This window comes from Streptomyces sp. SID3343 (assembly GCF_009865215.1).
Lineage (GTDB): Bacteria > Actinomycetota > Actinomycetes > Streptomycetales > Streptomycetaceae > Embleya.
On sequence record NZ_WWJX01001340.1, the window covers coordinates 1 to 11,524 of the forward strand.

Consider the following 11,524-nt stretch of genomic DNA (forward strand, 5'->3'; position numbering starts at 1 on the left):
GGGCGCGGCGCAGCGCCCGGTCGACCCCGCGCAGACGCGCGGCGGTCACCGTCGCGGGCGTGGCGAGGTCCCACGCGGCCGGGATGTGTCGCCCGATCAGCGCGGGAGCGAAGTTGTAGAACGTCGCCCGCACGGTGGCCGCGCCGACCGCTCCCATGGGGGCGGACCGGGACGCGAAGTAGCCCATGCGACCCTCCGCGAGCCCGGCCGCGACCAACTCGGCCTCGGCTTCGGGGGCGAAGTAGACGAGGGAATGCAGCGGATTGAGTACGTCGTGACAGCGCTTACCGGTGCGAGCATCCATCCCCGCACCGTAACCGCTCACCCGCGCGACACCCCCGCGCACCGCCGCCCGCGCCCGCGCCGCGCCTCGGTCAGCGAACGCTCGCGACGACGCGCTGCGCGGCCTCCACGATCTCGTCGAGATGCCCGCCGTGCGCGCCGTGCCAGTACACCCGAGCGCACTCCCGGCAACGGGCGAACGACTCGACCGCGTCGAGCGTGCCGGGTTTGACCTCGGGCTCGACCTCCTCGCGGGTGGCCGCGCGCAGCTCGCCGTTGCACGCGGTACAGCGCGTCCACGGCGCGAGCGTGAGCGCGAACCGGCGGAGCAGGTCGTCGAGCTGGACGTCGGCGCGGATCCCGTACACGTACGCCCCGAACCACAGGTTCTTGCGGCGCAGCAGGCCGCGGTCCTGGGTCAGCAGCACCCGACGCTCCGCGTTGGCCTGCACGACGAGCGTCGGGTCGTCGCAGTCGTTGTGGTAGGCGGTGTCGATGCCCACCAGGCGCATCCGTCGGGCGAGGGCGCCGAGGTGGACGTCCAGGAGGAACCGCGGGGTGCGGGTCTCGAACTCCGGGACGGCCTGCGGGCGAGCGATCGGGAATACGTCGACGACCTCGCCGCCGACGGGCCGGTAGCCCGGCTGCACCTCGCGGCCGTCCACGAGCAGCCGGCCGACCTCGGGCAGTGGCGGCCCGGCGGACTCCACGATGTGCCCGAGGGTCGAATCCCCGTCGGCGGGGACGTTCACCGGCAGCCCGCGCTGACGCGGCGACAGGAATGGTTGCAACTCGGTGGGGATCTGAAGGAGCACATCCGGTCGATTCACCGGGTCAGCATCCCATCGGACGCCTGTGACCCGCCGACAAATACCGAGGCCACGCGAACCCGCCCGGGCGGCTCCCCCGGAGACCGCCACCCGCGCGGACCGCTCGGCCTCCGGCCCGACCACGGCACCTACTCGGGGCCGCCGGGTGGCGAGAACCCGAACCGATGGAATATCCGAACGCACGTCCGCCTTTACCCATCCGTCGGGGCTGCTGTCGAAACCCCCAGGGAGGCGCATATGGCTCGCAACGAGCTTCGTCCGATCGTGAAGCTTCGGTCCACCGCCGGAACCGGTTTCACGTACGTGACCCGCAAGAACCGTCGAAACGATCCGGACCGCATGGTCTTGCGCAAGTACGACCCGTCCGCCGGAAAGCACGTGCTTTTCCGCGAAGAGCGCTGACCACACGGGGGCCGCCGGTGAACACCACCCGGCGGCCCCTTCCTTTTCGATCCGCGCCCCATTGCGTTTCGTACCGCATCCCATCGGGTTTTCGTACCGCGCCCGCACCGCGTCAGCGCCGAGGCCGCGTCACCGTCGATCCTCGTCGTCCTCCGGCCGCTCCAGCAGGCCCAACTCCTCGATGACCCGCAGGCCACGCGGCCCCGAGCCCGCCAGCCCGGCCACGATCGACTTGCGCAGCTGGTTGCGCTCGAAGTCGTCGGCGTCGGCGAGCAGGGCCAGGATCTCGGTGCTCAACGTGCGATCCGGGCTTTCCGTCGGGCGATGGGCGTCCAGATAGTCGAGTACCGCCCTGATCTGTTCCGGGAATTGGGTCAACCAATAGGCGATCAGCGCCTCGGGACCCTCGCGGATCAGCTCGCGGTGGAAGTCCAACCGCGCCCGCATGAGCCGTTGTTCCTCTATTTCGAGCGGCACCGCCCAACGCGCCTTGGCCACCGTCGCCTGCACGTCGCCGGGTATTTCCTCCGATTGGAGGATCAGCCCCGCCGACCGATAGCTCAGTCCGTATTCCGGCAGTGTCGCGGGGTGCGCCAAAGCGGCGTCCAACTCGTCCTGAAGCCGTCCCTCGTCGGCGCCACGCACCCCTGCCGCGGCCTTGCGCAGGCGGCTCTCGACGTCGCGTCGGACGAAGGAGAACGCGTTCACCGGGCGGCGGTTCGCGATCGTCCTCGGATCGTGCACCCACCAGTGCAGTTGCACCTCGACGCGATGCGCCGAGCCCTCGACCGGCGAGCACAGCACGACCGGGAGCACTTGGGCGTGCTCGCGGGCGGCAACCCACCACAGCCGGCCTGCCCTGCGTACCTCCGCGAGGGTGGGCGACGGGTAGGCGCTCCCTTCGGCCACCAGCACGCGGTCCGTGCCCCGACCGAATCGGTGGCGGCACCAGGCCAGGCCGCGGGAACCGGTTACGGACTCCACCACGGTCACGACGTCAGGTTCCATGTGCATGCTCCCCGATCGGTTGGGCGGGCGGCTCCTCGAACGCGTCGATCGCGGGTTCGAGCACGGCGATGTCGATCACGGCGCCGCTGGGCAGACCCTCGTGGGCGAGCCTGGTGAGGTCGAAGGCGAGCCGCTCCAGGCCGTGGCCGCGACCGGGGCGAAACAGTGCCGTGAACAGGCTTCGCAAGCACGTGGCGAGCTCCGGGTCGGTCTCCGTCGTGGCCAGCAGGGCCGTGAACAGCCGGAGCACGACGGCGTATCCGGCCGAGTCGTCGATCACGCGGCGGACGACGGCCTCGAACACCTCGCTCGTGAGAATCCGCTCCGACGGGTCGTCCCACACCAGACGGGCCGTCAACTCGGCTGCGGCGCCCGCTTGTTCCCACGATTCCAGGAGTTCCAGGATCGCTTGGGCGGGCATCCCGTCCCGGCACAGTTCCACGACGCTGTCGCGGGCCGCGAAGGCGACCGTCTGCTCGCCGGTCCTGGCCAGCTTGAGCAGGTCGGACAGGGTTCGGCCCGGGTACACCGACGCCAGGCCCGGGTACGCGAGCGCGGCCGTCAGGCGCAGGTCCGAGCGGGTGCGCTCACGGCTCCACAGTTCGAGCAGGTGCCGTACCTGGGTGGCCACGACCGGGTCCTGGGCCGCCGCCCGCAGCGCGAGCACGGCCAGCGGTCGTTTCGCGCCGCCCTCGCGGGCCCAGCGGCCGACCGGTGCCAACGGCTGGTGGCCACGCCCGGCCGCGATGAACCCGCCGACCGCGCGTGCCGCGTCCCGATGCACCTCGGCCGGGCGCCGCGGGGTTTGCGCGAGCCAGTCCACCAGGACGTCGCACAGGTCCGGATACCCGGACCACACGTGCCGGCGCACCGCCGCGCCCCAGTGCGGGCGGTCGAACCGCACCCGGTCGAGGCGGTAGCGGACCCGCCCGCGGATGACGTCGTCCTCGTCGAGCACGGCGTGGATCGACCGCAGCCGCGCGGCACGCGGCTGCGGGGGCCAGGTGTCCTGCGCGTCGTCGTCCGAACGCGGCAACCGCCGGGTCAAGAGTCCGCGCAGCGCGGTCGCCCGCTCGGTCACCACGCCGTAGTCGTGCCCCTCGAAGACGGCCGCGGCGATCATGAACGACCAGTCGGCGTAGGACGGGTGCTCGCGCAGCCAGTCCTCCACCGCGGTGTGGTCACGATCGCGCAGCGCGCTCAGAACGTCGTTGCGGGTGAACCGACCACGAGCCACCTCGGCGAGGTCGCACGCGACCGACGCCGCGTGATCGGGTCGTCCGTCGGTGCGCACGAGTTCGACGATGTCCTCGTCGACGAGATCCAGATGTCTGCGCTCCCAGTCCCGGTCGAGGTGATGGGCAAGGTGGCTGCGCAACACCTGTACGGGATCGGGGCGTTGACAGTGCACCCGCCACGGCGCCCAGGTCGCCGGTGTCCGGGCGGAGACCGCGCACGTGACGAGCAGGACACTGTCGCGTTCGGTCAGGCGTTGTCGTAGAAGTTCGAGTTCGTGCGGCGGGTAGCCGGCGAGTCCGTCCGAGGCGGCCCCGTCGATCACATAGCCGGTGTGCCGGCGAATGCTCAGCCGCATCAGGTTGTCCACGCCGTCCACCGCGATCACGTTCTCGACGTGCTGGTCCTGCATCAGGTGCAGCGCCAACGTGCGTTTGCCGGAGCCGGGTTCGCCGGTGAGCAGCAGGAGGTGACGGGCCATCATCCCGCGAGCCCGCAGGTAGCCCATGGGCTGCACGAACGTGCGCGCGACCAACTCGCTCTCCTCGCGCCAGATCGGTCCTTCCCGCGCCTGCCGCGGCCGTTCCCGGTCGGGCCCGCCGGCGGTCCGATCCGGGTCGCTCGACCCGCGCGAGCCGCCGACGTGGGTACCGGCGGCGGGATCGAAGACCACCGGCCCGACGTCGGCCCACGGCGCGGTCGAGTCGTCGGGCTCCCAGCCGCCCGCGTCCCGCGGGTCTTCGCCCGCGCTGCCGCCCGCGAGCGAACGCTCGCCGTAGTCAGCCACGATCATGCCTCGTCCCCGTCCGTCGGTCCCCGTCCCACCTTGGCGGACGGCGGGCCGAACGGCCCCCCGTTCGCGGCCTTTGGAGCACGGGCACCGCTCGATGCCGCCGGCGGCGCGCGGGGCGCCGATGCCGCGGCCGAGCGGATCGCTCGACCGGCCTTCCCACGGCGGAGTCCGGAGGGGCCCGACGGGGTCGACGGCCCAGTCGACGAGGCCGCGTCCGTTCGGAGTAGGAGCGCCGGCAAATGACCCATGGCGCCCGTTCGGTGACATAGCGTGGCGAAGCCCTGCTCGTGGACGTGCTTCGTCGTTGTTCCGGGCTCGGCCTCGTGTTCCCTTCCCGAGAGGCTTCTCATGCGCGGTACGCGTGTTCGCATCCTGGTCGTCGGTATCGCCTCCGGCGCCCTCGCCCTGTCCGCACTCGCCACGACGCACGCGGCGGCCGACCCCGCGAACGGTCCCTATGTGGCGCTGGGCGATTCGTACACCGCAGGCCCTTTCATCCCCGACCTCACCGGCGATCCGATCACGTGTGGGCGCTCGACCGGCAACTACCCGAGCCTGGTCGCGCGCGAGCTCGGCTCGACGTCGTTCACCGACGCGAGCTGTAGCGGTGCGACAACAGAGCACATGACGCATGCTCAAAAGCCGGTCCTGTTCGGCACCAATCAGCCGCAGTTCGACCGGCTGAACAAGGACGTTCGGGTGGTGACCCTCGGCATCGGCGGCAACGACGCCGACCTGATCGACACCGTGTCCGCCTGCATCGCCAACGGCGCCGTCGACTCGCCCGGCCCCGACGAGGCACCGTGCGCGGACGCCCAGCAGGTGGACGGTCGGGATCGACTCGCCGCGCGCATCGACGCGGTGGGGCCCAAGGTCGCCGAAGTACTGCGGGGCATCCACGAGCGGGCGCCCGGCGCCCGGGTGTTCGTCGTCGGCTATCCCGCCGTGCTTCCCTCGCCCGCCGACGCGTCGTGCCGGGAACCGCTTTCGCTGACCGAGGGCGACGTCGTCTACCTCACCGCGCGGCTGCGCCAACTCGACGGTGAACTCGCCGACGCGGCACGGGCGAACGAGGCGACGTTCGTGGACACGTACACCTCGGGCGTGGGGCACGACGCGTGCAAACCGGCGACCGTCCGCTGGGTCGAGCCGGTACTCCCCGGCAATGCCGCCTTCCCGCTGCACCCGAACGCGAACGGCATGGCCGACACGGCGGCCGACGTGGCCAGGGCGATCCGCGCCTCCTGAGCGGCGCACCCGCACGACCCCTCCCCCGCGTCGGACGGTACGTCCCGCCATGGCGGTGACCCCTCGGTCACCCGGCGCTAGGCTCGCCGCCATGGTGATCACCGTCGACCCTGGCTCCCCCGTCGCGCCGTTCGAGCAGATCCGCGTCCAGGTGTCCGACCAAGCCCGCTCGGGTGCGCTGCCCGCCGGCACTCGGCTGCCCACCGTCCGCGGTCTGGCCGGCGAACTCGGCCTCGCGCCCAACACCGTCGCGCGGGCCTACCGCGAATTGGAGACGGACGGCGTGATCGAGACGCGCGGGCGTTCCGGCAGCTACGTCGCGGCCGTCGGCGACGTAGCGCACCGGGCCGCGAGCGAGGCCGCGCTCGACTACGCCCGCCGCGCACAGCGCTTGGGCCTGACCCGTGACGAGGCGATCACGACGGCGCTGTCGGCGCTCGAAGCGGTGTTCGGCCGCCAGGGGTCGGCGTAGCGAGGCCGGTGACGCCCCGGGTTTCGCTGCCGCTTCCGTTCCGGGTTCCGCTCGGCTCCCGTTTCGGGTTTCGTTCGCTCCCGTTTCGGGTTTCGTTCCGGGTTCCGATCCCGAAAAGCACTGTACGGACGGCCCGGCGCACCGGATCATCGAATTCATGTCGATGCCTCGCCAGACGCCCCGCCCACCGGATGGGGCGCCGAGTTCAGCCGGTGACGACCCGTCAACGCTGCTGCCCTTCGTGTTCGGACTCGACGATGCGGACACCCCGTACGACGCCGTGGACGGCCTGGCCCTCGCGGCCTTCCTGACCGGCGCCCAGCCGTGGGCCCGCACCACCCGACTGGACCGGGTCAAGCCCGGCGCCAGACTCGTCCCGCGCGGGGCACGCGTGGTGCGCGCCGTGGAGGAGGACGACCGCTCGTCCCAACTCGCCGTCGGTGACGGCTGGACCCTGCGCTCGGTCCGCTGGCGCAGCGGCGGCGGCGAGGTGACGGTGACCGCGGTCGACGAGAAACTCGGCCGCGCCGTGCTCAAGAAGGCCGTCAAGGGCGCGGCGGCCGACCCGCCGCCCAGGGACGAGGCCGTGGCGATGGGCTTTTGGTACTTCTCCGCGCGCCGCGGCCCGTACCGCACGACGCGCGCGATCACCGCCGCGCCGTGGGAGGACATCCGCCGCAACTACACCGGGCCGACCGCCGGCGCGTTCGACCGGTTGATGAAGCTGACCCCCGACGACGTGTCGGGCCGGTTGATCCTGCTGCACGGCCCGCCCGGCACGGGCAAGACCACTGCCCTGCGCGCGCTCGCGCGGTCGTGGCAGGACTGGTGCCGGATGGACTGCGTGCTCGACCCCGAGGCGCTGTTCGGCGACACGGGCTACCTCATGGACGTTGCGATCGGCCGCGGCGACGAGGACGAGGAGTCGCCCGACAAGGCCAAGCAGCACAAGTGGCGGCTGTTGGTCCTGGAGGACTGCGACGAGCTGATCCGCGGCGAGGCCAAGCGCTCGGCCGGTCAGGCCCTGTCGCGCCTGCTCAACCTCACCGACGGTCTGCTCGGCCAGGGCCGCAACGTCATGGTCGCGATCACCACCAACGAAAACCTCGGCCATCTGCACCCGGCGGTGGTTCGACCGGGCCGGTGCCTGGCCCAGATCGAGGTCGGTCCGCTGGAGTTCGGTGAGGCCCGCGAGTGGCTGGGCTCGGCCGACGGCATCGGCACCCACGCCACCCTGGCCGAGCTGTACGCCCTGCGCAACGGCGCGGCCCCGGTGGAGATCGAACGCCGCCACCACGGGGGCGAGGGCCTGTATCTGTAACCGCACACCGAAGCCTTCTCCGGGTCGAGGGCGCGGCGGCGACACCGCGCGGGGCGATCACCGTGCTCCGCGCCCACGACTCCCGAGATCGGTTCCGCCGGCGGGGTCCTAGAGGTTCCTAGAGGCTCAGGTCGACCACGACGGGGGCGTGGTCGCTCGTGCCCTTGCCCTTGCGGGCCTCACGGTCGACGTAGGAGTCGGTGACCGCGGCGACGAACGGGGCGTTGCCGTAGACGAGGTCGATGCGCATGCCCTTGTTCTTCGGGAAACCCAGGTCGCGGTAGTCCCAGAAGGTGAACGGGACGTCGTACTTGAGCGCGCGCGGCATGACCTCGCTCAGGCCCACGGTTTCGAGCGCGGTGACCGCGTCGCGTTCGGCCTGGGTGACGTGGGTGGAGTTCGCGTCGAAGCGCGAGATGTCCCAGACGTCACGGTCGGTCGGCGCGACGTTGTAGTCGCCCAGGACCGCGAACGGACGCTCGGCCCCCGCATCGGCCGCGACGGCGGCACGCAGTGCCTTGTACCACTCCAGCTTGTATGCGTAATGCGGTTCGTCGGCCTCGGCGATCGTGGCCGCCAGCGGCTTCTCGCCCGCGAGGTGTTTGCCCCGAGCGAGGATCGCGCGCGACGTCTCGGCGTGTACCGGTATCGGCGTGAGGTTGACGACGGCGTCGATGTCGGCGCTGTCGAGCATCGCGTCGAGGGAGCCGTAGGCGGCCGGGATCGCGAAGCGATCCGCGGTCGCGCGGGCCAACTCGGGCGCTACGTCGGCGATGGCGACGACCTCCACGCGTCCCGCGTAATGGTGCATGTTCGGCAGTACGCCGTAAGGCGCCGTGGCGATGCCACCGCTGCCGAGGATTCCGACCCGCAGGACGTTGGCCATCCCACCCTCGCTCTCGTTACTCGTAACTTTCTTGCCTGATATTAGCCGCCGACCGCCTTCCGTGCCAGGGCAGGCCCGAATTCGACTGGTTGGTCCGCTTGTGATCGAGGTAAGCAGCCGGCAAGGTAACGAAAAAATCACGGCTTCCGTCAGCCCTTACTATAAAGAAACTTTCTGATACGTTCCTCGCGTCGAAAGTCGGATGTAAGGAGAACGTCATGGCCGTCCGGGGAACACCGTCGTGGCTCGGTGACCAGAACGCCGCGACGGCGCTGCGTCTCCTGCTCGACCACGGCCCGCTGAGCCGCAACGGTGTGGGCGAACTCAGCGGCCTGTCCAGGCCGACCGCCGCCCAGATGGTGGTCCGGCTGGAAGACAAGGGCCTCATCGAGGTCGTCGGGGAGGAGTCCGTGGGCCGAGGCCCCAGCGCCGCCCTCTACGACGTGCGCAACGACCTCGCGTACGGCATCGCCGTCAACGTCGACCAGGAGGCCGTGCGGTCCGTACTGGTCGACGCCAAAGGCATCGCGCACCCCGTCGCCCACGAGGCGGTTTCGGGGCTGCCCGCCCATCGCAGCGCGGCACGAGACGTGGCGCGGGCCGTGCTGGCCGCGTGCGAGTCGGCGGGGGTGGATCTGTCCGCCATCCGCCACGTCGGCGTCGGTGTACCCAGCAGCGTCGACCCGCGCTCCGACGAACTCAGTTCGGTGCGGGCGCTGCCCGGCTGGTCCCGCCGCAGCATCAGGCACCAGCTCGAAGAGGCCCTGGGCTGCGAGGTACTGGTCGACAACGACGTGAACCTCGCGGCCGTCGCGGAGCGCCGGGCCGCCGGTTTACTCCCGGACTCCACCTTCGCCCTGCTGTGGATCGGGTACGGCATCGGCCTCGCGGTGGACGTGGCGGGCTCCGTCCTGCGCGGCGCGTCCGGCGGCGCCGGTGAGATCGGCAATCTCCCGGTGCCGCGCGGCGTGTTCGACCCCGAAACCGAGGCCGACGACCTGGAGGGGCTTCTCGGCGCCTCCGCCTTGGACCGGATCGGCCACGAGGCCGGCTGGGGGGAACACACCTTCGAGCGCGTGCTCGCCGGCGAACCGCTGCCGGAACGCGTACTGGAGGTCTACGCCCCCCGACTGGCGCAGAGCGTCATCCCGGTACTCGGCGTCGTCGACCCCAGCTCGGTGATCCTGGGCGGCCCCGTGGGCCGGGCCGGGGGTGGCCGTCTGGCCGAACTGACCTGGCGCGCCATCCGCGATCACACCCGATGGGACCCCACCGTGCAGGTCACCCGCGTCGAGGAGGACGCCGTGCTCGCCGGAGCCCGACACACCCTGCGCGACCGGATCCGCGAGACGCTCCTCGCCCACGCCGTCGGCTCCGACCAGGACCGGTCCCGCGTCATCGCGGACAAGCTGCGCGACATCCGCTGACACCGCGCCCGCCGACCGCCGCTCCGGCGCAACGGCGCCGCCGCACACCCGCCCGCATCCCATCGCCGGCCCGCATCCCATCGCCGGCCCCGGGCCCGGCGCCCACACCGGAGGACTCATACCACGACGCGTCGCGCACTCCCACAGGAAGGCTCTGCGATGAGAACGGCGAAACCAACCCCGACCCCACGGTCCGGACGGCGAATCGGCGCAGTCCTCGCCGCGTTCGCGACCGGCACGACTCTCGCTCTGTCGGGTTGCGCCACCCCCGGTGACAGTCCGGTCGCCGCGACCGCGCCGACCCATCTGTCCGGCACCATCCAGTTGTGGCACCACTACACCAGCCGTGAGGCCAAGGTCTTCCAGTCCGTCGTCGACGACTTCGAGCGGAAGAACCCGGATGTGAAAGTACGGGTGCACTCCGGACAGCAGGACACCAAGATCACCCAGGTGGTGGCGTCCGGCGGAGACGTCGACGTCCTGATCACCAACGTCAACGCAACGCTCGGCACGGCCTGCAAAAGCATGTCCGACCTGGAACCCTACATGCGACGCGACAACGTGAGCGCGGACGCCTTCCAGGGCATCTTCGCCGGAGCCACCGCCTTCAACGGCCGGCGCTGCTCGCTGCCCACCACCTCCGACGTGTACGGCCTGTACTTCAACACGACCGTGTTGAACGCCGCCGGCTACACGCAGCCGCCGCGCACCCTTCAGGAACTGGAGGACATGGCGCTCAAGCTCACCACGTTCAACGGCGACGGCTCCATCAAGACGCTCGGCTTCAATCCCTTGATCGGCACCCACCAGAACACCTCCGCCACCTTCAGCGGCACGGCCGGGGTGACCTGGACCAAGGACGGCGACTCGGCCATCGCCTCCTCGCCGCAATGGCAGCGCCTGATGACCTGGCAGCACGACTTCGTGCGCAAGATCGGCTACGACAAGCTCAAGACCTTCACCGCCGGCCTGGGCGACGAATGGTCCGCGAACAACTCCTTCCAGACCGGCCGCGTCGCGATGGCCCTGGACGGCGAGTGGCGCGTCGCCTTCGTCGACGAACAGGCCCCGAACCTGGCGTACGGCACCGCACCCTTCCCCATCCTGGCCGACAGCGGCGCGCAGTACGGCGGTGGCTTCGCCTCGGCCGCCGACGTCGGCGTCAACAAGCGCTCCGGTCACAAGGAGGCCGCCTGGGCGCTGGTGAAATACCTGGCCACCGATACCGACGCCGCCGTGAAGCTCGCCAACGGCCTCAAGAACATCCCCACCCTCAAGAGCGCGGCCGCGTCGCCTCACCTCGAAGCGACGCCGCAATACCGGACGTTCATCGAGGCCTCCGGTCATCCGGCGAGCAACACCAGTCCGGTCACCGAGATCGGCTCCACCCTCGCCGCCACCATGGACAACTTCTGGACCGGTTACCAGCAAGGTGCCGGCGGCGGCCTGCTCAAGGGCCTCAAGGACGTCGACACCGACATCAACAACGCACTCGGCCTGCGACGGGCGAAATGACCCATGACTGACGTGACGAAACTCGACGCCGCCGCGCGGCCGGCCCCGCACCGCACCCCCGAAGCCGAAGCCGCCGCGAAGCGCGCCAGGCGGCGACGGGCCCT

General features: G+C 71.0%; 10 protein-coding genes and 1 pseudogene. 6 read left to right on the forward strand and 5 right to left on the reverse strand.

Annotated elements, in window-relative coordinates; genetic code table 11:
- Both GT354_RS42495 and GT354_RS42500 read right to left on the reverse strand, forming a co-directional pair.
- Window positions 1-304: pseudogene (locus GT354_RS42495) on the reverse strand (hypothetical protein); the annotation flags it as partial.
- A gap of 70 nt (window positions 305-374) precedes the next feature.
- Window positions 375-1,112 carry a Mut7-C RNAse domain-containing protein gene (locus GT354_RS42500; RefSeq protein ID WP_161355616.1) on the reverse strand — a complete coding sequence of 246 codons (738 nt, stop codon included), beginning with the start codon at window positions 1,110-1,112 and terminating at the stop codon, window positions 375-377.
- A gap of 237 nt (window positions 1,113-1,349) precedes the next feature.
- Between GT354_RS42500 and rpmG the strand changes: the two genes are divergently transcribed.
- Window positions 1,350-1,514 carry a 50S ribosomal protein L33 gene (rpmG, locus tag GT354_RS42505; RefSeq protein WP_161355617.1) on the forward strand — a complete coding sequence of 55 codons (165 nt, stop codon included), beginning with the start codon at window positions 1,350-1,352 and terminating at the stop codon, window positions 1,512-1,514.
- A gap of 129 nt (window positions 1,515-1,643) precedes the next feature.
- On the opposite strand, the gene GT354_RS42510 is transcribed toward rpmG, so the two are convergent.
- On the reverse strand, window positions 1,644-2,522 hold the full coding sequence (locus tag GT354_RS42510) for a hypothetical protein (protein ID WP_161355618.1): 879 nt from the start codon (window positions 2,520-2,522) through the stop codon (window positions 1,644-1,646).
- Complete coding sequence (locus GT354_RS42515) at window positions 2,512-4,551, reverse strand: hypothetical protein (RefSeq protein WP_161355619.1); 2,040 nt, start codon at window positions 4,549-4,551, stop codon at window positions 2,512-2,514. The genes GT354_RS42510 and GT354_RS42515 overlap by 11 nt, the downstream gene beginning before the upstream one ends.
- 348 nt (window positions 4,552-4,899) lie before the next feature.
- Here GT354_RS42515 and GT354_RS42520 point away from each other — a divergent pair, with 348 nt between their 5' ends.
- The 3 genes from GT354_RS42520 to GT354_RS42530 all read left to right on the forward strand — a co-directional run bounded on the left by GT354_RS42520 (window position 4,900) and on the right by GT354_RS42530 (window position 7,592).
- Window positions 4,900-5,799: an SGNH/GDSL hydrolase family protein gene (locus tag GT354_RS42520; RefSeq protein ID WP_161355620.1), complete on the forward strand. Its 900-nt coding sequence runs from the start codon at window positions 4,900-4,902 to the stop codon at window positions 5,797-5,799.
- Window positions 5,800-5,890: 91 nt separating this feature from the next.
- Window positions 5,891-6,271, forward strand: a complete 381-nt coding sequence (locus tag GT354_RS42525) for a GntR family transcriptional regulator (RefSeq protein WP_161355621.1) — start codon at window positions 5,891-5,893, stop codon at window positions 6,269-6,271.
- 163 nt (window positions 6,272-6,434) lie between these two features.
- A complete protein-coding gene (locus GT354_RS42530) occupies window positions 6,435-7,592 on the forward strand; it encodes a DUF5925 domain-containing protein (protein WP_237534507.1) in 1,158 nt (385 codons plus the stop codon).
- A gap of 118 nt (window positions 7,593-7,710) precedes the next feature.
- Here the strand turns inward: GT354_RS42530 and GT354_RS56855 are convergent, their stop codons facing one another.
- Complete coding sequence (locus tag GT354_RS56855; protein ID WP_161362194.1) at window positions 7,711-8,478, reverse strand: exodeoxyribonuclease III; 768 nt, start codon at window positions 8,476-8,478, stop codon at window positions 7,711-7,713.
- A 218-nt stretch (window positions 8,479-8,696) separates the two neighbouring features.
- Here GT354_RS56855 and GT354_RS42540 point away from each other — a divergent pair, with 218 nt between their 5' ends.
- Both GT354_RS42540 and GT354_RS42545 read left to right on the forward strand, forming a co-directional pair.
- Window positions 8,697-9,905 carry an ROK family transcriptional regulator gene (locus GT354_RS42540; protein WP_161361910.1) on the forward strand — a complete coding sequence of 403 codons (1,209 nt, stop codon included), beginning with the start codon at window positions 8,697-8,699 and terminating at the stop codon, window positions 9,903-9,905.
- A 159-nt stretch (window positions 9,906-10,064) separates the two neighbouring features.
- Window positions 10,065-11,420 carry an extracellular solute-binding protein gene (locus GT354_RS42545; RefSeq protein WP_161361912.1) on the forward strand — a complete coding sequence of 452 codons (1,356 nt, stop codon included), beginning with the start codon at window positions 10,065-10,067 and terminating at the stop codon, window positions 11,418-11,420.
- Window positions 11,421-11,524: the final 104 nt, after the last annotated feature.

Bases quoted from the DNA above. Each gene is read 5' to 3' on its own strand.
- rpmG (WP_161355617.1), top strand. From the start codon at position 1,350: ATGGCTCGCAACGAGCTTCGTCCGATCGTGAAGCTTCGGTCCACCGCC.
- GT354_RS42510 (WP_161355618.1), bottom strand. From the start codon at position 2,522: ATGGAACCTGACGTCGTGACCGTGGTGGAGTCCGTAACCGGTTCCCGC.
- GT354_RS42515 (WP_161355619.1), bottom strand. From the start codon at position 4,551: ATGATCGTGGCTGACTACGGCGAGCGTTCGCTCGCGGGCGGCAGCGCG.
- GT354_RS42520 (WP_161355620.1), top strand. From the start codon at position 4,900: ATGCGCGGTACGCGTGTTCGCATCCTGGTCGTCGGTATCGCCTCCGGC.
- GT354_RS42525 (WP_161355621.1), top strand. From the start codon at position 5,891: ATGGTGATCACCGTCGACCCTGGCTCCCCCGTCGCGCCGTTCGAGCAG.
- GT354_RS42530 (WP_237534507.1), top strand. From the start codon at position 6,435: ATGCCTCGCCAGACGCCCCGCCCACCGGATGGGGCGCCGAGTTCAGCC.
- GT354_RS56855 (WP_161362194.1), bottom strand. From the start codon at position 8,478: ATGGCCAACGTCCTGCGGGTCGGAATCCTCGGCAGCGGTGGCATCGCC.
- GT354_RS42540 (WP_161361910.1), top strand. From the start codon at position 8,697: ATGGCCGTCCGGGGAACACCGTCGTGGCTCGGTGACCAGAACGCCGCG.
- GT354_RS42545 (WP_161361912.1), top strand. From the start codon at position 10,065: ATGAGAACGGCGAAACCAACCCCGACCCCACGGTCCGGACGGCGAATC.